The sequence below is a fragment of the Streptomyces sp. NPDC014861 genome, assembly GCF_043081625.1.
Taxonomy (GTDB): Bacteria; Actinomycetota; Actinomycetes; order Streptomycetales; family Streptomycetaceae; genus Streptomyces.
The window spans coordinates 286210-308002 of record NZ_JBIBWV010000007.1; the positions used below are offsets into that span (position 1 = coordinate 286210).

Here is a 21793-nt window from a genome sequence, read left to right on the forward strand (position 1 = left end):
CCGGCGGCTCAGGCCCGTCTGACGATGCCGAGCCGCTGGGTGGCCCGGGTCAGCGCCACGTACAGGTCGTTCGTGCCGTGCGGGGCGCCGGCCCGGATGCCGTCCGGGTCGACGACGAGGACGGTGTCGAATTCGAGGCCCTTCGCCTGGCGGGGGTCGAGGAGGACCACCGGGCGGGTCAGGTCGGGCTTCGGACCGTACGAGGCGTCGGGGAGGGCCGCGACCAGGCCGGGGAGCAGCTCCGCCGGGGCGATCACGGCGAGCCGGCCCTCGGCGCCGGCCTCCGCCGCGACCGCGTCGGCGGTCTCCTTCACCGGGTCCTCGACGCTCCGGTCCCAGGGCTCGACGCCGGTGGAGCGGACCGAGCCGGGCGGCTCGAAGGACGGGTCGTCCGCCCGGCGCACGGCGGCGGCGACCGCCATGATCTCGGCGGGCGTGCGGTAGTTGACCCCGAGCCGCACGTGCTGCCAGCGGTCCTGCACGTACGGGGCGAGGATCGCGTCCCACGCACCGACACCGGCCGGGTCGCCGGTCTGGGCGGGGTCGCCGACCAGGGTCATCGAGCGGGTGGGGCTGCGGCGCATCAGGAGCCGCCACTGCATCGCGGACAGCTCCTGCGCCTCGTCGACGATGATGTGGCCGAAGGCCCAGGTGCGGTCGGCGGCGGCCCGCTCGGCGGCGGTGCGGTGGTCGGCCTCCTCGTGGCGCTCGGCGAACCGCTCGGCGTCGATGATGTCGTGGGCGGACAGCACCTCGGAGGCGTCCTCGTCGAGCTCCTCCTTGTCCTCGAACTCGTAGGTGCGGGAGGCGAAGGAGACGTCGAGGACGCCCTGCGCGTACCGCACCTGGCGCTGCCGCTCGGCCTCCTGGGCGGCGCGGGCGGCCGAGTCGTCGTGACCGAGGAGTTCGGCGGCCTCGTCGAGGAGGGGTACGTCGCCCGGGGTCCACGCGCCGCCCTCGCGGCGGATCGCGGCCGCGTCCTCCTCGGGGAGGTGGGTGGGCTCGGCGAGGTAGTCGGCGAGGAATCCCCCGGGGGTGAGCTCGGGCCAGAGCGCGTCGATCGCGGCGTGCACGTCGGCGTTGGCGGCGATGCCCTTGGCCAGCAGGGCGATGTCGTCGGGGCCGAGGAAGTTCGGGCCCCCGTAGGGGTCGGCGCCGATCCGGTCGGCGAGCTGCGCGGCGAGCGCGTCGAGGATCCGGAAGGCGAAGTAGGGGCGGGCGAGGTTGTGCGGCAGGAAGGTCTCGCGCGCCTTGTGGCGGGCCTCCAGGGCCATGTCCCAGTCGATGACCAGATCGCCGTCCTCGTGCGGGACGACCAGCGGCGCGTCGCGCTCGGGGACCTGCTGCCGGTCGCGTACGGCCGCCGCGAGCGCGTCGGCCATCCGGGCGGCGCCCTTCACGGCGGCGGCGCGGGCGGTGTCGGCGCCGGTGGCGCGGACGCCCGGGTACAGCTCGCCGGGGGTGGCGAGCAGGACGCCGGTCTCGCCGAGCGAGGGCAGCACGTTGCCGATGTAGCCGAGGAAGGCCGGGTTGGGACCGACGATGAGGACGGCCCGCTTGGCGAGCTGCTCGCGGTGGGCGTAGAGGAGGTACGCGGCGCGGTGCAGGGCGACCGCGGTCTTGCCGGTGCCGGGGCCGCCCTCGACGACGAGGACGCCGGCGTGCGGGGAGCGGATGATGGCGTCCTGCTCGGCCTGGATGGTCTGCACGATGTCGTGCATCCGGCCGGTGCGGGCGGCGTCGAGCGCGGCGAGCAGCACCTCGTCCGCGTCCCGTCCCTCGTGCCCCGAGCGGGTGCGGTCGGCGAGGTCGAGGACCTCGTCGTGGAGCGAGACGACCTCGCGGCCCCGGGTGGTGAGGTGCCGGCGGCGGGTGAGGCCCATGGGCTCGTGACCGGTGGCGAGGTAGAAGGGGCGGGCGATCTCGGCGCGCCAGTCGACGACGAGCGGGGTCCGCTGCGGGTCGTCGTCGCGCAGGCCGATGCGCCCGATGTGGTGGTCGCGCCCGTCCCGGAAGACGAGCCGGCCGAAGCAGAGCCCGGTCTCCCCCGCGTTGAAGGCGGCGAGCAGCCCCGACTGCTCGGCCACCATGATGTCCCGCTCCAGGCGCGACTGCGCGCTCCCGGTCCCGGGCGTCCTGAGCGCCTCGCCGACGGCGGCCTCGGCCCGGTCTCTCAGGTCGTCGAGCCGCGCGTAGAGCGAGGTGATGAATTTCTGCTCTTCCCGAATTGGCTCGGTTGACAATTCGACTCCCAGCGCGATACAGTGACTTTAGTGAAATGCTCCGCGAATTTGTCCGACATAAGCTCCGGACAGGAACACGGAATTCACTAATATAGGCACCGCATCACCCCGACTGTCAATTCAGCCGGGGTATTTTTGTGCGCGCACGCGGGCCTCTCTACCGCCCCGTGTGGCGGAGGATCGCCTCCGCGAGCGGGGCGTGCACCTGCGGGGGCAGGGCATGGCCCATGCCGGGGATCTCCGCGATCCGGGCCCCGCGGATCACCTGGGCGAGGTGCTCGGCGTGCGGGGGCGGGGTGACGGGCTCGGCGGGGGCGGCGATCACCAGGACGGGCACCTCGGTGGCGGCGAGTTCGTCGGTGCGGAGCAGCCCGGACGCGTCGGCGAGGGCGTGGGCGGTGCCGGGGGTGTGGTGCCCCGTGTGGGCGACGATCGCGCGCTCCCGCTCGCGGAACCAGTCCGCGTCGAAGGGGAGGGCGTCGCCGGCCAGGGCGCGCCAGTGCTCGACCCGGTGGTCCAGCTCCACGTCGAGGTCCCGCTCCTCGGGCGGGAGGGACCAGAACTCCAGGAGCCGCTTCGAGGGGCCGGGCAGTTCCTCGGCCGGCACCCGGGTCCCGTCGGGGCGGACGTACGGGGTCGTGCTGACCGCGCCGGTGCCGATGAGCGTGGCGCTGAGCAGCCGGTCCGGGTGGTCGGCGACCAGGAGCTGGCCGATCAGCCCGCCGAGGGACATGCCGACGACGTGGGCCCGGTCGATCCCGAACGCGTCCAGGACGGCGACGGCGTCCTCGGCGAGCCGGGAGAGCGGGTAGGGGTTCTCGTCGAAGGCCCAGGTGGAGCGGCCGGTGTCCCGGTGGTCGTAGCGGATCACCCGGTGGCGCTCGGCGAGCAGCGCCACCAGTTCGTCGGGCCAGGCGAGGCCGGACGCCAGGGCGCCCATGACCAGGAGCAGCGGAGGCCGGTCGGCGTCCCCGTGCTCCTCGGCCCAGAGTCGTACGCCCGGCTCCACGTCCACATACCGTTCCCGCGTCACGCGGATCTCCTCCCGTCGGGCCAACAAGACGAGACGTATCGTATTGCTAGAGGGGGGTGGAGGGCAAGGGGGCGCGGACGGGAGCCGATCGGGGCGGCGGGAGGCGCGGAGGGCCGGACCCCGGCAGGGGCCCGGCTCCGCCGTCACGGGGTGTCGGCCGCCAGGACCTTGTGGAAGTGGACGTCCTGCGCGCCGCCCGGGACGCCGAGCGTCCGGCCGGTCTCCACGTACCCCTGGCGCCGGTAGAAGTCCGGGGCCTGGAAGGTGAAGGAGGAGACCACCGCGCGGTCACAGCCGCGCCGGCGGGCCTCCGCCTCGGCCGCGCGCAGCAGCCTGCTCCCCCAGCCGTCCCGGCGGTGGTCCTCACGCACCCACAGCATGTCGATGCCGAGCAGCCCGCCCCAGGTCCAGGCGGTGAGGCCGCCGACGGTCTCGCCGGTCGCCGGGTCGACCGCCCGCACGGAGAGCTCGCCCTGGTCCTCTGCGGTGGTCCCGGTGGCCGCGAAGTTGTACGCGTCGAGGCCCGCGTCCAGGATCTTCGCCAGCTCCGGATCGCGGTCGCCGACGGTCAGCCCGGTGTCGTCGTGATCATGGTTCATGCGGCCGAGTCTGGCACGGGCCGGTCGGCCTCGGCGGCAGGGTGCGGGGGGCACGGGGGCGCGACCGGAGCCGAAGCCGGTCGGCCTCGGCCGCAAGGTGCACGGGGCCCGGGCCTGGGCCCGGGCCCGGGCCGGAGCCGGAGCCGGGGCGAGTCGGCTCCGGCTCGGCTCGGCCGCAGGGTGCATGCACGGGGCCCGGGCCGGAGCCGGTCGGTCGGTCGGCCCCGGCCTCGCGGGTGCACGGGGCCGGGGTCGGGGTCGGGGCCGACACGGGTCCGTCGGGCTCAGCCCAGGACGTCCGCCAGCTCCTCCCGGAGCTTCCGCTTGGGGCGGGCGCCGACCAGGGACTTCACCGGCTCGCCGTCCTGGAAGACCATCAGGGTCGGGGTGGCCAGGACGCCGTAGCGGGCGGTGGTGGCGGGGTTGTGGTCGACGTCGATCTCGACCACCCGCAGCCGGCCCGCCTCCTCGGTCGCGAGCGCGGCGAGCACCGGCTTCAGCTGGCGGCAGGGGCCGCACCAGACGGCCGTGAACTGCACCAGGACCGGCGGCCCCGCCGACAGCACGTCCACCGCGAACCCCGCGTCGGTCGTCGCCCGCACCGTCGCCGTCGCCTCGTTCCTCGTCAGGTCCGTCAGGTCCGTCATCTCCGTCACTCCTCCGTGCCGTCGGTCGTCGTCGTGCCGAGTTCGCATCGGGGGGCCGGGCCCGAGGGCAGGTCCGCCTCGGCCCGCAGCAGCTGGCCGGCCACCTGGTCGCGCACCTCCCGGAGCCGGCCGAGCAGCGCGTCCAGCTCGTCGAGCTTGCGGCGGTAGACGGCCACCGACGCGGGACAGGAGTCCCCCGCCGGGTGGCCCGCCCGCAGACAGTCGACGAACGGCCGGGTCTCCTCCAGCTCGAACCCGGAGTCCTGGAGCGTCCGGATCTCCCGGAGCAGCCGGAGATCGCTCTCGTCGTAGGTGCGGTGGCCCTGTGCCGTGCGCCGGGCGGGCAGGAGGCCGCGGGACTCGTAGTACCGCAGGGTCCGCGTGGTCGTCCCGGCCCGCTCGGCCAGCTCTCCGATGCGCATGCCGTCGAACGTACGCGTTGACGCCGACGTCAAGGCAAGACGGCGCGAGGTGGGTCGGGGACCGGCTTCCAGTGGAGGACGACGAGGAGGAGGCGGTCGCCGTCCCCGACGAAGCCGGGCGGGGTGGTGCGTGCTTTCCGGAATTCTCACGCGCAGGCCCTTGGCGCCGTCAAGGGCCTTCCGCGCGGGGCGGGTTCCTCCCGGTGCCCGGATCCGGCTCAAGGCCCGGGTCCCGGGAGGAGGTTCACGGCGGGTCAGACTCCGGCGCGGGCGCGCTCCTCGCCCTGGTCGCGCTGGTCCGGCACGGGCCCGGCGTCGGCGGCCGGGCCGTGGTCGGCGTGGGGTGTGCGGTCGGCGTGATCGGTGTGATCGTCGACGAGGGTCTTCTCGTCGAAGGGGAACTTCCCCGCCAGGACCTCGGTCACCCGCGTCCGGTCGATCTCCTTCGTCCAGGTGCCGACGAGGACGGTGGCGACGGCGTTGCCCGCGAAGTTGGTGAGGGCGCGGGCCTCGCTCATGAAGCGGTCGATGCCGACGATCAGGCCGACGCCGTCGACGAGGTCGGGGCGGTGCGACTGGAGGCCGCCGGCGAGGGTGGCGAGGCCGGCGCCGGTGACACCCGCGGCCCCCTTGGAGGCGATGACCATGAAGACGAGGAGGGAGATCTGCTCGCCGATCGAGAGCGGGTCGCCCATCGCCTCGGCGACGAAGAGCGAGGCCATCGTGAGGTAGATGGCGGTGCCGTCGAGGTTGAAGGAGTAGCCGGTGGGGACGGTGATGCCGACGACCGGCTTGGAGACGCCCAGGTGTTCCATCTTGGCGATCAGACGGGGCAGCGCGGACTCGGAGGAGGAGGTCGAGAGGATCAGCAGGAACTCGCGGCCCAGGTACTTCAGGAGGGCCCAGATGCTGATCCCCGCGACCAGCCGCAGCAGCGCGCCGAGGACGACGAAGACGAAGAGGGCACAGGTCAGGTAGAAGCCGATCATGATGACGGCGAGCGACTTGAGGGCGTCGAGGCCGGTCGCGCCGACGACGGCGGCGATGGCGCCGAAGGCACCCACCGGGGCGGCCCACATGATCATGGAGAGGATGCGGAAGACCAGCCGCTGGATGTGGCCGATGCCGCGCAGCACCGGCTCGCCGGCCGGGCCCATCGCCTGGAGCGCGAAGCCCGCGAGGAGAGCGACCAGGAGGGTCTGGAGGACCTCGCCCTCGGTGAAGGCGGAGACCAGGGTCGTCGGGATGATCCCGAGCACGAAGTCGGCGGTGGACTCGCTCGCGCCCTCCGCCTGCTGGGCGCCGGCCTCGGCCAGCTCCTTGGTGAGGTGGAGGCCGGAACCGGGCTCCAGGAGGTTGCCGACGAGCAGGCCGATCGCGAGTGCGACGGTCGACATCACCATGAAGTAGCCGAGCGCGAGGCCGCCGACGGCGCCGACCTTCGCGGCCTTGCGGACGGAGCCGACGCCCAGGACGATCGTGCAGAAGATGATCGGCGAGATCATCATCTTGATCAGGTTCACGAAGCCGGTGCCCAGCGGCTTCAGCTCGACGGCCACGCCGGGGGCGAGGAAGCCCACGGCGACGCCGAGCAGGACGGCGCCGATCACGGCCAGATACAGATAGTGGGTACGGTCCCGGCGTGCGGCCACGGGGTCCTCCTCGCGCTGATGGGTGTCCACGTCCCGGTGGACTCCGCGACTATCCATCAGCCTGTGACCGGGGTCACCGTTGCGTGCCTTTCGTTCATGACCGAAACGTCGCCGGTCCCCGGGACCGCCCCGGACGGGGCCTGGACGCGGCCCCCGGGAAGGGCACGATTCGGGAACGCAACGCTCCGCAGCAAATCCCGGCGTGCACACTTGCTCGCATGCGTCTCCCGCTCCCCCGCCCCTTCCCCCGGCCGCGGCCCCGCAGCCTGGCCGGCCAGCTCTTCGCGATGCAGGTCGTGCTGATGGCCGCGGTCGTGGCGGGCTGCGCGGTCTTCGCGTACCTCACGGACCGGGACCAGGCCGAGGAGACCGCGCGCCGGCAGTCCACGGCGACCGCGACAGCCGTGGCCGGTTCGCCGTCCGTGGTGGCCGCCGCCCGCTCGGCCGACCCGTCCGCCTCGCTCCAGCCGTACGCCGAGGAGCTGCGCCGGCGGGCGGACGTGGCCTTCGTGGTGATCATGGCGCCCGACGGCACCCGGTGGACGCACCCGGAGCCCGAGCAGATCGGCCGCCACTACCTGGGGCACATCGAGCCCGCGCTGCGCGGCGAGACCCTCTCGGAGACCCACCTCGGGACCCTCGGCCCGTCGGTGCGGACGATCACCCCGGTCCTCTCCGACGGGCGGGTGGTCGCGCTGGTCAGCGCAGGCATCACCATCGAGCGGATCAGCGCGCAGGTACGGGAGCAGGTGGCGGCGCTGCTCGCGATGGCGGGCCTGGCGCTCGCGCTCGGCGGCGCCGGCACGTACGTGGTCAACGCGCGGCTGCGGCGGCACACCCACGGGATGAACGCCGCCGAGCTGAGCCGGATGCACGACTACCACGAGGCCGCGCTGCACGCGGTGCGGGAGGGCCTGGTGATGCTCGACGGGCGGCGCCGGATCGCGCTGATCAACGACGGGGCGCGCGAACTGCTGGGCCTGGACGAGGGAGTGGTGGGCCGGCCGGCGGCCGAGCTCGGACTGCCGGCGCCGCTGACCGGGGCGCTGCTGTCCTCGGAGCCCCGGGTGGACGAGACCCATCTGACCGACGAGCGGGTGCTGGTCGTCAACACCCGCCCGGTGGTGGGCGGCGAGCGGCGCGGCACCGTGGTGACGCTCCGGGATCGCACCGAACTCCAGTCGTTGTCAGGTGAGTTGGACTCGCAGCGTGGGTTCACGGAGGCGCTGCGCTCGCAGGCGCACGAGGCGGCGAACCGGCTCCACACGGTGGTGTCGCTGATCGAACTCGGGCGGGTGACCGAGGCGGTGGAGTTCGCCACGGCGGAGCTGGAGCTCGCCCAGGCGCTCACCGACCGGGTGGTGGACGCGGTCGGCGAGCCGGTGCTGGCGGCGCTGCTGCTCGGCAAGGCGGCCCAGGCCAACGAGCGGGGCGTGGAGCTGGTCCTCACCGAGGACAGCAGGATCGACGACGGGCTGCTCCCGCCGGCCCTGGAGCCGAGGGATCTGGTGACGGTCCTGGGCAATCTCCTGGACAACGCCGTGGAGGCGGCGGGCGGCGCCCCTCACGCGCGGGTGACCGTCACGGTCGCGGCCCGGACGGGCGACGGGGAGCTGCTGCTCCGGGTCGACGACAGCGGGCCGGGCGTCCGCCCCGCCGACCGGGACGCGGTCCTGGGCCGGGGCTGGTCCACCCGGGGCCCCGGCCGCGGACTGGGGCTCGCGCTGGTCCGGCAGGCCGTCACCCGCGCCTCCGGCACCCTGACGCTGGACGAGGCGCCGGGGGGCGGCGCGCGCTTCACGGTCCGGGTGCCGCTGCCCCGCCGCGCGGAGGGGGCCGGTGCCGGTGAGGCCGGACCCGTCGTCCCGTCCTCGTCCCCCGAGGGAGGTGCCGCGTGAGCGGGGCGCAGGAGATCCGGGTGCTGGTGGTCGAGGACGATCCGGTCGCCGCCGACGCGCACGCGCTGTACGCCGGGCGGGTGGAGGGCTTCCGGGTGGTCGGGGTCGCGCACTCGCGGGCGGCGGCGGTACGGCTGCTCGACCGGGTCCCCGTCGACCTGATCCTGCTCGACCTCTACCTGCCGGACGGGCACGGGCTCGCGCTGCTGCGGGCGCTGCGGGCCGCCGGGCACGGGGCGGACGTGATCGCGGTGACCTCGGCGCGCGATCTGGCGGTGGTGCGCGAGGGGGTGTCCCTCGGAGTGGTCCAGTACGTCCTCAAGCCGTTCGCCTTCGCCACGCTGCGGGACCGGCTGGTGCGGTACGCCGACTTCCGGGGCGCGGCCGGGGAGGCGTCCGGGCAGGACGAGGTGGACCGGGCGCTCGCCGCGCTGCGCGCCCCGCGTCCGGCCGCGCTGCCGAAGGGCCTGAGCGGTCCGACCCTGGAGGCGGTGACGCGGACGCTGCGGGAGGCGGCGGCGGGCCTGACCGCGGCGGAGGCGGGCACCGCGGTGGGGATCTCCCGGATCACCGCCCGCCGCTACCTGGAGCACCTGGTGACCGAGGGCCGTGCGGTGCGGGCGCCCCAGTACGGGCAGATCGGCCGCCCAGAGCTCCAGTACCGCTGGCGCGGCGGCGACCGCTGACCGGGGGCGGCAAGGGGCCGCACCCCGCCGGAACCGTACGCTCACCGGACGTCACGCACCGATTACCGACCGGTTCCGATGTTCCTACAGGCCGTGGCCTCAGATGAACGCACCGTAGCCACAGATCCTCCCACGCCCCTACCGTGGTCGGGTGCACCATCCCTCTCCTCCCTTCGACGCCCCGGCCGCCCGCCGCCTGCGCCAGGCGCTCGGCATGGCGCCGGGCCATGTCTCCTACGGCCTGCGGGCCCAGTACGGCCTCCCGGTCGCCCCCGACACCGTCGCCGCCTGGGAGCGCGGCACCCTCCGGCCGACCGAGCAGGAGCTGACCGCCCTCGCGGGCGTCCTCTGGTGCTCGCCCGCCGACCTGATCGCCCTCCCCACCACGCTGCGGGAGCACCGGGTGGCCCGCGGGCTCTCCGCCGAGGAGCTGGCCCATCAGGTGGGCGTCGCCACGCCCGCGTACCGCCGGATGGAGGACGAGGGCAGCTGGAAGGGCACCGAACGGCAGACGGCCGCGCTCGCCGAGGTCCTCGGCCTCGGCCCGCGCGCCCTCATCACCGCCACCGGCGGCGACGAGCGGCTCGCGGAGCTGCTGCGGGACGCGGCGACGACCCGATGGCAGGCGTACGTGAAGCCGGTGGTCCGGATGCTTCCGCTGCCCAAGCGCGTGGTGGAGCCGGCCCTCGCGCGGCTGCACTCCGAGTACCACGCCCGCATGGCGGCGACCACCGGCTGGGGCGCCTCGGCCGCGACCGGCGACGAGGGCCGCGCCTACCTGGAAGCGGTCGCCGACCACTTCTGGGCGGCGGTGGGGCACTAGGACCGGGGACGGTTCCGGGCACGGGGCCGGGAGCGGCATCGGGCACGCGGTCCACGCACGGGCATCGGGCACGAGGCCGGGAGCGGCATCGGGCACGGGGCCGGGAGCGGCATCGGGCACGAGGTCCCGGGACAAGAAAGGGCGAAGGGCCCGTCGTCCGGGCCCTCCGTCCTTCGTCCCGCGCGGCCCCGCGCGTACGGCGTGACGCGCGTCCCGCGCGTGCGCCCCCGCGCGTACGGCCGTCAGAAGACCGACTCGGCCTCGCGCACCCGGTCCTCGGGGACCGTCTTGAGCCGGGTGACGGCCTCCGCCAGCGGGACCATCTTCACGTCGGTGCCGCGCAGCGCCGTCATGTTGCCGAACTCGCCGCGGTGCACCGCCTCCACCGCGTGCCAGCCGAAGCGCGTCGCGAGGACGCGGTCGTACGCCGTCGGGGTGCCGCCGCGCTGGACGTGGCCGAGGATGACCGGACGGGCCTCCTTGCCGAGGCGGCGCTCCAGCTCGTAGGCGAGGGCGGTGCCGATGCCCTGGAAGCGCTCGTGGCCGAACTGGTCGATCTCGCCCTTGCCGTAGTCCATCGTGCCCTCGGCGGGGTGCGCGCCCTCGGCGACGCAGATGACGGCGAACTTCTTGCCCCGGGCGAACCGCTCCTCGACCATCTTGACCAGGTCGGCCGGGTCGAAGGCGCGCTCCGGCAGGCAGATGCCGTGGGCTCCGCCGGCCATGCCGGACTCCAGCGCGATCCAGCCGGCGTGGCGGCCCATCACCTCGACGACCATCACCCGCTGGTGGGACTCGGCGGTGGTCTTCAACCGGTCCATCGCCTCGGTGGCGACGCCGACGGCGGTGTCGAAGCCGAAGGTGCGGTCGGTCGACGAGATGTCGTTGTCGATGGTCTTGGGGACGCCCACGACCGGCACGCCGGCGTCGGACAGCATCCGGGCGGCGGTCAGGGTGCCCTCGCCGCCGATCGGGATGAGGGCGTCGAAGCCGCTCTTCTCGACGAGCGCCTTGGCGTTGTCGCAGGCGGCGGCGAAGCGGTCGCGCTCCAGGCGGGAGGAGCCGAGGATGGTGCCGCCGCGGGCGAGGATGCCGCTGACGGCGTTGAGGTCGAGGGGGCGGTAGCGGCCGTCGAGGAGTCCGGCGTAGCCGTCCTCGAAGCCGATGACCTCGTCCCCGTAATTGGTCACCGCCCGGTGCACGACCGACCGGATCACTGCGTTCAGGCCGGGGCAGTCGCCGCCTGCGGTGAGGACTCCGATGCGCATCGTGCTCTGTCTCCTGCTCGGTCGAGGTTCCGTTTGAGCCGTTTCGATTCTCACACGACGGACGCGCCCCGGGCGCTCGCCGCCGCTCCGCGCGTGCCGGGAACGGGTCCGTCCGGAGGTCTTTCGTCCCTTCGTGGAGGCCCTTCGTACAGCGGGCGACCTACCCAGGTGCGGGGGTATTGTCAAGGGGGTAATGCCACTCTGTCGGCTTCTTTTGGGGGCCGAGGGTTGACGCAGGGCGAGGGCCGGGCCCCGAGGACGGGCCGGGCCCTCACGCAGGACGGCCCCTCCACGGGACGGGCCCCTTCCGCAGGACTGGACAGGAGACCACGGCGTGACGCGCAGCGTGTACGTGACCGGGATCGACCGCGGGGACGGCCGCCAGGTCGTCGAGCTGGGAGTCATGGAGCTCCTCACCCGACAGGTGGACCGGGTGGGGGTGTTCCGGCCGCTGGTGCACGACGGCCCCGACCGCCTCTTCGACCTGCTGCGCGCCCGCTACCGCCTCACCCAGGACCCCTCCACGGTCTACGGCATGGACTACCACGAGGCGTCCGCGCTCCAGGCCGAGCAGGGCACCGACGAACTCCTCTCCCGGCTCGTCGACCGCTTCCACGCGGTCGCCCGGGAGTACGAGGTCGTCCTCGTCCTCGGCACCGACTTCGCCGGCACCCAGGTCCCCGACGAACTCGCCCTCAACGCGCGCCTGGCGAACGAGTTCGGCGCCTCCGTCATCCCGGTCGTCGGCGGCAAGGGCCAGGAGGCCGAGTCGGTGCGGGCGGAGGCGCGCAACGCCTTCCGCGCCTACGACGGCCTCGGCTGCGACGTCCTCGCGATGGTCGTCAACCGGGTGGCGGGCGAGGACCGCGAGGCGATCGCCGAGCGGCTGGCCGCCCGGCTGCCGGTCCCCTGCTACGTCCTCCCGGACGAACCGGCGCTCGCCGCGCCGACGGTCGCCCAGATCACCCACGCGCTCGGCGCGAGCGTCGTCCTCGGCGACGACGCCGGGCTCGCCCGTGACGCCCTGGACTTCGTCTTCGGCGGCGCGATGCTCCCGAACTTCCTCGCCGCGCTGACCCCCGGCTGCCTGGTCGTCACGCCCGGGGACCGCGCCGACCTCGTCGTCGGCGCGCTCGCCGCCCACTCGGCCGGCACGCCCCCCATCGCCGGCGTGCTGCTCACCCTCGACGAGCGGCCCAGCGACGCGGTCCTCACCCTGGCGGCCCGGCTCGCGCCCGGCACCCCGGTGATCTCCGTCCCCGGCAACAGCTTCCCGACCGCCGCCGAACTCTTCGCCCTGGAGGGCAAGCTGAACGCGGCCACCCCGCGCAAGGCGGAGACCGCGCTCGGCCTCTTCGAGCGGCACGTGGACACCTCCGACCTGCTCAAGCGGATCTCGGTGGCGCCCAGCGGCCGGGTCACCCCCATGATGTTCGAGCACGAGCTGCTGGAGCAGGCCCGGGCCGACCGGCGCCGGGTGGTGCTGCCGGAGGGCACCGAGGAGCGGGTGCTGCGCGCCGCCGACGTGCTGATCCGCAGGGACGTCTGCGACCTCACCCTGCTCGGCGACGTCGAGGCGATCCGCAAGAAGGCCGCCGACCTCAGCGTGGACCTGCGGGGCACCCAGCTGATCGACCCGCAGACCTCCGAGCTGCGGGACGTCTTCGCGGAGAAGTACGCGGCGCTGCGCGCCCACAAGGGCGTCACCGTGGAGCTGGCGTACGACGTCGTGTCCGACGTCAACTACTTCGGCACCTTGATGGTCCAGGAGGGCCTGGCCGACGGCATGGTGTCGGGCTCCGTCCACTCCACCGCCGCGACCATCCGCCCCGCCTTCGAGATCATCAAGACCAAGCCGGACGCCTCGATCGTCTCCTCGGTCTTCTTCATGTGCCTCGCCGACAAGGTGCTGGTGTACGGCGACTGCGCGGTCAACCCGGACCCGAACGCCGAGCAGCTCGCCGACATCGCCGTGCAGTCGGCCGCCACCGCGGCCCGCTTCGGCGTCGAGCCGCGGATCGCGATGCTCTCGTACTCCACCGGCACCTCCGGATCCGGCGCCGACGTCGACAAGGTCCGCGAGGCCACCAAGCTGGTCCGCGAGGCGCACCCCGGGCTGCGGATCGAGGGCCCGATCCAGTACGACGCGGCCGTCGAGCCCTCCGTGGCGGCGACCAAGCTGCCTGACTCGGAGGTCGCCGGCCAGGCGACCGTGCTGATCTTCCCCGACCTCAACACCGGCAACAACACCTACAAGGCGGTGCAGCGTTCGGCCGGCGCCGTCGCCGTCGGCCCGGTCCTCCAGGGCCTGCGCAAGCCGGTCAACGACCTCTCGCGCGGCGCCCTCGTCAGCGACATCGTCAACACGGTCGCCATCACGGCGATCCAGTCCCAGGTCCCGACCCCGGCTGAGGAGCTTCCCGCATGACCGGCACCCCGACCCGCGTCCTCGTCCTCAACTCCGGCTCCTCGTCGGTGAAGTACCAGCTCCTCGACATGAGCGACGGCGGCCGGCTCGCCCTCGGCCTGGTGGAGCGGATCGGCGAGGACACCTCCCGGCTCGCCCACACCCCGCTCCAGGGCGGCGGGAGCGCGCCGCGCGAGCGGACCGGCCCGATCCCGGACCACGCGGCGGCGCTGAAGGCGGTCGCCGAGGAGCTGGCGGCGGACGGGCTCGGCCTGGACTCCCCCGAACTGGCCGCGATCGGCCACCGGGTGGTGCACGGCGGGCTGCGCTTCACCGAGCCGACCGTCATCGACGAGGAGGTGCTCGCCGAGATCGAGCGGCTGGTGCCGGTGGCGCCGCTGCACAACCCGGCGAACCTGCTGGGCATCCGCACCGCGATGGCGCTCCGCCCCGACCTGCCGCAGGTCGCGGTCTTCGACACCGCCTTCCACACCACGATGCCGGAGGCGGCCGCCCGGTACGCGATCGACGTGGCGACCGCCGACGCGCACCGGATCCGCCGCTACGGCTTCCACGGCACCTCGCACGCGTACGTCTCCCGGGCGGCGGCGAAGCTGCTCGGCAAGGAGCCGGAGGAGGTGAACGTGATCGTGCTGCACCTCGGCAACGGCGCCTCCGCCTCGGCGGTGCGCGGCGGCCGCTGCGTGGACACCTCCATGGGGCTGACCCCGCTGGAGGGCCTGGTCATGGGCACCCGTTCCGGCGACATCGACCCGGCGGTCACCTTCCATCTCAAGCGGGTGGCGGGCATGGACGCCGACGAGATCGACGTGCTGCTCAACAAGAAGTCCGGACTCGTCGGGCTCTGCGGCGACAACGACATGCGCGAGATCCGGCGCCGGGTCGACGAGGGCGATCCGGCGGCGGCGCTCGCCTTCGACATCTACATCCACCGGCTCAGGAAATACATCGGCGCCTATTACGCGGTGCTCGGCCGGGTGGACGCCGTCGTCTTCACCGCCGGCGTGGGCGAGAACGCGGCACCCGTGCGGGAGGCGGCCATCGCCGGCCTGGAGGAGCTGGGCCTCGCGGTGGACGCCGAGCTCAACGCCGTGCGGTCCGGCGAACCGCGGGTCATCTCACCCGAGTACGCCCGGGTCGCCGTCGCCGTGGTGCCCACCGACGAGGAGCTGGAGATCGCCCGTCAGACCTTCGCGCTGACGGGGGAAAACGGGGACGAAAGCGCGGACGAAAGCACGGGCGGAAAAGTTACTCGAACGACAAACGCCTGAGCGGACCCGCGCCCATTTGTACTTTCCGCCAGCCGGAATATTCCGCAGTGAAACAAACCGATAGGATCCGCCTCATGCGCCGTTCCAAAATCGTCTGCACACTGGGCCCCGCCGTCGACTCGTACGAGCAGCTGAAGGCTCTCATCGAGGCCGGTATGAACGTGGCCCGTTTCAACATGAGCCACGGGACCCAGGCAGAGCACCAGGAGCGGTACGACCGTCTCCGCAAGGCCTCCGCCGACACCGGCCGCGCCGTCGGCGTGCTGGCCGACCTCCAGGGCCCCAAGATCCGTCTGGAGACCTTCGCCGAGGGTCCGGTCGAGCTGGTCCGCGGGGACGAGTTCACCATCACCACCGAGGACGTCCCCGGCGACAAGTCCATCTGCGGCACCACCTACAAGGGCCTCCCGGGCGACGTCTCCAAGGGCGACCAGGTCCTCATCAACGACGGCAACGTCGAGCTGCGGGTCGTCGAGGTCGAGGGCCCCCGGGTCAAGACCGTCGTCATCGAGGGCGGCGTGATCTCCGACCACAAGGGCATCAACCTGCCCGGCGCGGCGGTCAACGTCCCGGCCCTCTCCGAGAAGGACGTCGAGGACCTCCGCTTCGCCCTCCGGATGGGCTGCGACATGGTCGCCCTCTCCTTCGTCCGCGACGCCGCCGACGTCAAGGACGTCCACAAGGTGATGGACGAGGAGGGCCGCCGGGTCCCCGTCATCGCCAAGGTCGAGAAGCCGCAGGCCGTCGAGAACATGGCCGAGGTCGTCGCGGCCTTCGACGCCGTCATGGTGGCCCGTGGCGACCTCGCCGTCGAGTACCCGCTGGAGCGGGTCCCGATGGTGCAGAAGCGCCTCGTCGAGATGTGCCGCCGCAACGCCAAGCCGGTCATCGTCGCCACCCAGATGATGGAGTCGATGATCACCAACTCCCGGCCGACCCGCGCCGAGGCCAGCGACGTCGCCAACGCCATCCTGGACGGCGCCGACGCGGTCATGCTCTCCGCCGAGTCCTCGGTCGGCGCCTACCCGATCGAGACCGTCAAGACGATGTCGAAGATCGTCGCCGCGGCCGAGGAGGAGCTGCTCGCCAAGGGCCTCCAGCCCCTCGTCCCGGGCAAGAAGCCCCGCACCCAGGGCGGCTCCGTCGCCCGCGCGGCCTGCGAGATCGCCGACTTCCTCGACGGCAAGGCGCTCATCGCCTTCACCCAGTCCGGCGACACCGCCCGGCGCCTCTCGCGCTACCGCACCCAGCAGCCGATCCTCGCCTTCACCACGGACGAGGGCACCCGCAACCAGCTCACCCTGAGCTGGGGCGTCGAGTCCTTCCTGGTCCCCTTCGTCGACAACACCGACGCCATGGTCGACCTCGTCGACGCCGAGCTCCTGAAGCTCCAGCGCCACAACGCGGGCGACACCATGGTCATCACCGCCGGCTCGCCCCCAGGCGTCCCCGGCACCACCAACATGGTCCGCGTCCACCACCTGGGCGGCGGCGACCACGCCTGACGCCCGGCACGACGACGGCCTCCCCTCCCGGGTGCGGGAGGGGAGGCCGTCGTCGTGTGCGGCTCCCGGAGCGGTACGGGGGTCAGGCGGGCTCGACGGTGTTGCGGAGCTGCTGCACCCTGAGGGTGCCGCCGAACTGGCCGGCCTGCTTCAGCTTCACGTTGGTGAAGAAGACGACCGGGAGGTCCAGCGGGGGCGGTGACTCGGGGCCGAAGGTGATCGGGATGATGCCGAGGAGGTTGCCCTTCAGCTCCTCCGTGTACATCGTCACCGTGCCGTCGGTGATCGTCGACTCCGTGCCCTTCCTGGAGCGGACGTGGCCCTCGCGCCCCTCGGAGTGCTCGGTGATCTGGTGCAGGTCCTTGATCTTGATGGAGGTCGCGGTGAACTTCAGGACCTTCTTGACCTGGCCGCCGTAGGTCTTCACCTCGACGATGCCGTGGTACTTCAGGCCGCTGAGCGTGAGCTTGGTGCTCTCCAGGCGCCACGGGGCGTCCGGCAGCAGCGGGATGCCGGGCTCCACCTCGGCGGCGGCGAGCGCCGCGTCGTCGCGCTCGGGGCACGGGAAGCGGGGCTTGGCGCCGTCGGGTATGTCGGTGTCCGGCTTGGCGTCCAGGCCCTGCGCGCTCTCGGGCAGCTCCTCGACCGGTACGCCGGCCTTCCCGGCGACCTCCTCGATGGCGGCCTTGGTCCGGTCGGCCGCCGAGCTCTTCGCACCGGGTGCCCCGGTCGCCGGAGTCCCGGTGGACGGGGCCTCGGTGGCCGGGGCCCGGGTCGCCGGGGCCTGGGTCGCCGGGGTGTCGTCCGCCGTGGCCGGCTTCTGCCGCGGTGCGGCCGTCGTCGCCGACGGGCTCGGCGTCGCGGTCGCCGACGGGGTGGCCGACGGGGTCGCCGTGGGCTCCTCCTTCGGGGCGAGCCCGTCGAAGAAGTCCTTGATGCTGTCGCCGACGCCCAGCGGGTCGAGCGGGTTGACCGACTTCGTCGGCGTGGGCGTGGGCGCGGCGGTGGTCGGCGCGGTGTCGGCGGCGGGCGCCGCCTCCTGGGCGCCGCCCTGCCCGGCGTCGGACGCGGAGGTGGTCGCGGTCGGCTCCGGGCTCGCCGTGCCGCCCGGCCCGGCGGTCGCGGACGGGCTCGCGGTGGCGGTCGCCGACGGGGTCGCCGTCGGCTCTCCGGACGGTCCGGACGGCTCGGTGGCCGTCGCCGTCGGTTCCGGCTTCGCGGTCTCGGTGGCCTTCGCCGTGGGCGTGGCCGTCGTCTCCTCCGCCACCGGCTCGTCGGAGCGGGTCACACAGGGGCCGGGGGCGAAGGGGATGTCCTTCTCGTCGGCCAGCGCGGGACTGGGCGCGAGGCCCATGCCCATGAGCACGGCGGTCGGCATGGCGGCGAACGCCATCGCCTTGCCCGCGGGGCCCTGGATCCTGTTCAGCAGCGTCTTACGAGGGGCCGCGTGCCGCGGCCCGCTCTTCGCGACAGTCGGCTGGGTGTCGTCACCCCGCACTGTTCCTCCCGCCGTTGGCGTCGGTCGTCGTGTCGGTGGCCGGTCCGTGCGCCTGCTCGGGGACACCGGCCGCCATCACGGGCTCGGTCTCGGGCTCGGAGGCGTCCGCCGTCTTCTCGAAGGTCACCGGCGCACCGTCGTGCTCCGCGTCGTCGGTCTCCTCGACCGGCGGGGCGGGTGCCCAGGCCGCGGACATGCCGCCGCCGACGAGGGCGAACAAGAACCCGATGACGAGACCGCCGAAGTTCGACACGGGGATGGAGACCAGGCCCAGCACGATCGCCGCGATGCCGGCGAAGACCCGGACGACGGGCTGGAACCACATCGTCAGGCCGAGCGTGAAGAGCAGGACGCCGATGATCAGGGCGCCGGCGCCGGCGGTCGTGGCCATGGCCAGGGTGATGTTGCCGAGCCGCACGTCCCCGTAGGGGAGGTAGGCGATCGGCACACTGGCGATGATGGTGAACAGTCCCGCCCAGAAGGGCCGGGTCTGCCGCCAGACCTTGAACCGGTTCTCCTTCTTGGGGACTTCGCGGGAGGCAGGGGTCTCGGCGCTCATGGAAACAGCTCCCTGGAAGCGGTGTTGCTGAGAAAGGTGGAGAGGACGGGGCCTGGCCCCGGAGCGGGTGCGGGCCGCCGGAACGGCCCGCACCCTCAGGTGCCGGGATCAGCCCTGGAAGCACTCCTTGGACGTGCCCCGGTGCAGGGCCAGCTTCAGGTCCGGGAGCTTGAAGGTGGCGGCCGTGGTGGCCCACGCCTTCTGCTTCACGTTCCTCAGCGTGGCCACGTCGGCGCGCTGCGAGAAGCCGTTCGGGTCGGCCTGGGTCTTGGGCTGGATGCCCTGGCCGCCGTCGTACTTCGGGAGCGAGCCGGCGGCGACGCCGATGTCGATGCGCTCGAACTCGGCGTCGGCCTCCAGGTAGGAGACATCCAGGTAGATGTCCTTCGCCTGGACCTTGTCCTCGTCCTTGCCGGTCTTGGCCGCGGCCGTGCCCGCCTCCAGGCGGAGGGTGATGTCACCGAGGCCCGGAACCGGGGTCACGACGGACTGGCACATGTTGGTGATCTTGGCCGTGTCGAAGCCGGAGACCGCGACCGGTGCGTGGAGCGGCGAGCCGTCCAGATTCTTGCCGTGCGCGATGCTGCCGTACTGGACGAACTCGGTGCCCTCGAGCTTGTCCGTCGTGACCTTGAACTCCTGGCCGGAGATCGCGAAGGACGCGGCCAGCGCGCCCTGCGCCAGGCCGACACCGATCGCGGCCGTGGCGGCCATGCTCGGGACCATGACGACGGCGAACCGCTTCCATCTGGTCCCGCCACGAACCTGGGACTTCATGAGAATCCTCCTTCTCGGACGTACATCTCTCAAGAAGGGCCCGGGGCCCGTCCTGGGATGGGAGAAGAGCTACGTCCTCGGGAAGGAGAGCGCCGAGGCGTGAGGAAGCGCGTCACGCGACGCGTCCTGATCACCGGCGATCACCCCCGAGCGACAACCATGTGCCGCGCGTACGCACGGCCCGGTGGACAGGTCCTGCCCGGTGGGAGCAGGAACCCCCCTGTCCGATGGCCGGCCGCCAGGGGCGCCGGCCCGCCCGGTGGGGACCCTCGCCGCGCGTCCCAGGCGGTTGCCGGGGCGTGCGGTTCGGACCGAGCGTGGCCGATCGTGGTCCATTACCGGCGCCCGCACAAGGGGTTCATTACTCGCTAGTAACGGATGCGTGACCACGCCATGGCGCGATGCCGCCGGGTGGGTACGCAGGGTGGAGGCGCGTGGTGCGGAAAATCCGCTTATGGGAGGGTGAACCCGGACAGACTCACAGGTTCGATTTACTGCAAGTAACAGCGGCCGCGATTATCAAGATTTGGTAAAGCGCGGCCGCCACTTGTCACCGTGTCGCCAAATCGTCGGACGATCCGGCGCCATTCCCCGCCCTGAGCAGGCGCTCAGCGCGGGGCCGGGAATTCGGGGCTCAGAACAGCACCCGGGCCAGCGCCTGACGGCCCGCGATCACCCGCGGGTCCTCCGGGCCGATGACCTCGAACAGCTCCAGGAGCCGCAGCCGCGCCGCGTCCCGGTCCTCGCCGAAGGTCCGGCGCACGGTCTCCACCAGCCGCCCGAAGGCGTCCTGGACGTGACCGCCCACCAGATCCAGGTCGGCGGCGGCGATCTGCGCGGCGACGTCCGCCGGGTTGTCCGCCGCGTTCTTCCGCACCGCCTGCGGGTCCATGCCCTGCACCCGGGCGAGCAGTTCGGCCTGGGCGAGGCCCAGCTTGGCCTCGGGGTGCTCGGGGTCGTCGGCCAGCACGTTCTTGTACGCCTGCACGGCGCCCGCCATGTCGCCCGCGTCGAGCGCGGTCATGGCCGCCTCCAGGAGGGCGTCGTACGGACCGGCGACCGGCCGCTCGGCGGCCTCCGCGCCGTCCGCGTCCCGGTCCACGGCGAGGCCGGTGAGACCGAAGCGCTCCTCGCCGACCTGGATCAGCTGGTCGAGGGTCTGGCGGATCTGCGCCTCCGGCACCGCGCCCTGGAAGAGGGGCAGTGCCTGACCGGCGACGACCGCGAAAACGGCCGGAATTCCCTGGATGCCGAACTGCTGCATCAGCATCTGGTTGGCGTCGACGTCGATCTTCGCGAGCAGGAAGCGGCCGTCGTACTCCTCGGCCAGCCGCTCCAGGAGCGGGCCGAGCTGCTTGCAGGGCTCGCACCACTCAGCCCAGAAGTCGAGGACGACCGGGACCTCGGCGGAGCGCTGGAGCACATCGCGCTCGAAGCCCGCCTCGTCGACGTCGATCACGAGGGCGGAGGGCGGCACCGCCACGGGCCCGCCGTGGCGGGCGGCCTCGGCGCGCGCCTGCTCCGCCTTCGCCTTGGCCTCTCCGGCCGCCTTCACCGCGGCGAGGTCGACGACGCCGCTCATGGACATGTTTCGGGGCTGCATGGGTACATCCTCCCCCCTCCGCACGCCGAACCGGTAAGTCATGGCTGAACAGCGCCCTCCACCGAGGGCGCCCACGCCCGCCGGGTCCCCACCCGGCGGTCCTGCGATGGTTGTCGCTCAGGCCTCTCACAGCCTTTCGCTACGGGTCGTAGCGTAATGGCCGGGGCCGGGCCGGCGGGAGCCCCGGGCCGTGAACTGCCTCACATCGCGCGCCTCTGGCGCCGTACCTACCGGCGGGTATGGTCGTCGTTCATGTGTAACCGCACCACCCCACGCACCGGCCGCCCCCGGTCCATCGAGGCCGACGCGGCCATCCTGGAGGCGACCCGCGCGGCCCTGGTGGAGCTGGGCTGGTCCGGACTCACCATGGGCGACGTCGCCACCCGGGCCGGAGTCGCCAAGACCACGCTGTACCGCCGGTGGGCCAACAAGAACGAACTGGTCGTCGACGCCGTCGCCGTCCTCTTCGATGAACTCGAACTGCCCGATCTGGGTTCCCTCCAGGCCGACATCGAGCACGTCGTCCTCCAGTTCGCCGCCCTCCTGGAGCGCCCCGAGACCAAGACGGCCCTGATGGCCGTGGTCGCCGAGTCGACCCGGGACGCCCCGCTGCGCGAGCGGATCCGGACCTCGATCGTGGAGCGCCAGAAGCGGCTCGTCCTGGACGGGCGGCGGCGGGCCCAGGAGCGCGGCGAGCTCCCCGCAGGCCGGGACCCGGTCGCGGTGGACGCCACCGACGACCTGATCTTCGACGTGGTCGCCGGCGCGGTGGTGCACCGGGCGCTGGTGAGCGCCGAGCCGGTGGACGGGCAGTGGGTCGCGCGGCTCTCCGCGCTGCTGGTCGGCGGCCTGGGCGCGGTGGCCGCGCTCGGCTAGCGTGC

General features: G+C 73.1%; 18 protein-coding genes. 7 read left to right on the forward strand and 11 right to left on the reverse strand.

Annotated features, from left to right (window positions below):
• Positions 1-8 precede the first annotated feature (8 nt).
• The 6 genes from ACF1BN_RS17610 to ACF1BN_RS17635 all read right to left on the reverse strand — a co-directional run bounded on the left by ACF1BN_RS17610 (position 9) and on the right by ACF1BN_RS17635 (position 6626).
• Entirely contained in the window at positions 9-2243 is a 2235-nt protein-coding gene (locus tag ACF1BN_RS17610; RefSeq protein WP_392332503.1) for a HelD family protein, read from the reverse strand.
• 157 nt (positions 2244-2400) lie between these two features.
• Complete coding sequence (locus tag ACF1BN_RS17615; protein WP_392332601.1) at positions 2401-3282, reverse strand: alpha/beta fold hydrolase; 882 nt, start codon at positions 3280-3282, stop codon at positions 2401-2403.
• Between the two features lie 137 nt (positions 3283-3419).
• Entirely contained in the window at positions 3420-3875 is a 456-nt protein-coding gene (locus tag ACF1BN_RS17620; RefSeq protein WP_392332504.1) for a GNAT family N-acetyltransferase, read from the reverse strand.
• A gap of 284 nt (positions 3876-4159) precedes the next feature.
• Positions 4160-4522 (reverse strand): thioredoxin family protein, encoded by a 363-nt coding sequence (locus ACF1BN_RS17625; protein WP_392332505.1) that lies wholly within the window; start codon positions 4520-4522, stop codon positions 4160-4162.
• A gap of 5 nt (positions 4523-4527) precedes the next feature.
• Complete coding sequence (locus tag ACF1BN_RS17630; RefSeq protein ID WP_392332506.1) at positions 4528-4944, reverse strand: MerR family transcriptional regulator; 417 nt, start codon at positions 4942-4944, stop codon at positions 4528-4530.
• Positions 4945-5198: 254 nt separating this feature from the next.
• The gene (locus ACF1BN_RS17635) at positions 5199-6626 is read right to left on the reverse strand and encodes a cation:dicarboxylate symporter family transporter (RefSeq protein WP_392332507.1); all 1428 of its coding nucleotides are present in this window, start codon (positions 6624-6626) and stop codon (positions 5199-5201) included.
• Between the two features lie 188 nt (positions 6627-6814).
• On the opposite strand from ACF1BN_RS17635, the gene ACF1BN_RS17640 reads away from it, so the two are divergent.
• From ACF1BN_RS17640 to ACF1BN_RS17650, 3 genes are all read left to right on the forward strand, one after another.
• On the forward strand, positions 6815-8494 hold the full coding sequence (locus ACF1BN_RS17640) for an ATP-binding protein (RefSeq protein ID WP_392332508.1): 1680 nt from the start codon (positions 6815-6817) through the stop codon (positions 8492-8494).
• Complete coding sequence (locus tag ACF1BN_RS17645) at positions 8491-9180, forward strand: response regulator (protein WP_392332509.1); 690 nt, start codon at positions 8491-8493, stop codon at positions 9178-9180. The genes ACF1BN_RS17640 and ACF1BN_RS17645 overlap by 4 nt, the downstream gene beginning before the upstream one ends.
• Before the next feature lie 214 nt (positions 9181-9394).
• Positions 9395-10003: a helix-turn-helix domain-containing protein gene (locus tag ACF1BN_RS17650; protein WP_392332602.1), complete on the forward strand. Its 609-nt coding sequence runs from the start codon at positions 9395-9397 to the stop codon at positions 10001-10003.
• 242 nt (positions 10004-10245) lie between these two features.
• On the opposite strand, the gene ACF1BN_RS17655 is transcribed toward ACF1BN_RS17650, so the two are convergent.
• Positions 10246-11271, reverse strand: a complete 1026-nt coding sequence (locus ACF1BN_RS17655; protein WP_376600450.1) for a 6-phosphofructokinase — start codon at positions 11269-11271, stop codon at positions 10246-10248.
• Between the two features lie 334 nt (positions 11272-11605).
• Between ACF1BN_RS17655 and pta the strand changes: the two genes are divergently transcribed.
• The 3 genes from pta (at position 11606) to pyk (ending at position 16475) form a co-directional block, all read left to right on the forward strand.
• The gene (gene pta / locus ACF1BN_RS17660) at positions 11606-13699 is read left to right on the forward strand and encodes a phosphate acetyltransferase (protein ID WP_376600448.1); all 2094 of its coding nucleotides are present in this window, start codon (positions 11606-11608) and stop codon (positions 13697-13699) included.
• The gene (locus ACF1BN_RS17665; RefSeq protein ID WP_392332510.1) at positions 13696-14970 is read left to right on the forward strand and encodes an acetate kinase; all 1275 of its coding nucleotides are present in this window, start codon (positions 13696-13698) and stop codon (positions 14968-14970) included. The genes pta and ACF1BN_RS17665 overlap by 4 nt, the downstream gene beginning before the upstream one ends.
• Positions 14971-15044: 74 nt before the next feature.
• Complete coding sequence (gene pyk / locus ACF1BN_RS17670; protein ID WP_392332511.1) at positions 15045-16475, forward strand: pyruvate kinase; 1431 nt, start codon at positions 15045-15047, stop codon at positions 16473-16475.
• A gap of 82 nt (positions 16476-16557) precedes the next feature.
• On the opposite strand, the gene ACF1BN_RS17675 is transcribed toward pyk, so the two are convergent.
• The 4 genes from ACF1BN_RS17675 to ACF1BN_RS17690 all read right to left on the reverse strand — a co-directional run bounded on the left by ACF1BN_RS17675 (position 16558) and on the right by ACF1BN_RS17690 (position 20912).
• Positions 16558-17973, reverse strand: coding sequence for a hypothetical protein (locus ACF1BN_RS17675; RefSeq protein ID WP_392332512.1), 1416 nt, complete (start codon positions 17971-17973; stop codon positions 16558-16560).
• Positions 17963-18532: a DUF6114 domain-containing protein gene (locus ACF1BN_RS17680; RefSeq protein ID WP_389163735.1), complete on the reverse strand. Its 570-nt coding sequence runs from the start codon at positions 18530-18532 to the stop codon at positions 17963-17965. Before ACF1BN_RS17680 ends, ACF1BN_RS17675 begins: the two co-directional genes overlap by 11 nt.
• 108 nt (positions 18533-18640) lie before the next feature.
• Positions 18641-19309 carry a DUF6230 family protein gene (locus ACF1BN_RS17685; protein ID WP_389163738.1) on the reverse strand — a complete coding sequence of 223 codons (669 nt, stop codon included), beginning with the start codon at positions 19307-19309 and terminating at the stop codon, positions 18641-18643.
• A gap of 634 nt (positions 19310-19943) precedes the next feature.
• Positions 19944-20912, reverse strand: coding sequence for a tetratricopeptide repeat protein (locus ACF1BN_RS17690; RefSeq protein ID WP_392332513.1), 969 nt, complete (start codon positions 20910-20912; stop codon positions 19944-19946).
• Between the two features lie 252 nt (positions 20913-21164).
• Between ACF1BN_RS17690 and ACF1BN_RS17695 the strand changes: the two genes are divergently transcribed.
• On the forward strand, positions 21165-21788 hold the full coding sequence (locus ACF1BN_RS17695) for a TetR/AcrR family transcriptional regulator (RefSeq protein ID WP_392332514.1): 624 nt from the start codon (positions 21165-21167) through the stop codon (positions 21786-21788).
• Positions 21789-21793 lie beyond the last annotated feature (5 nt).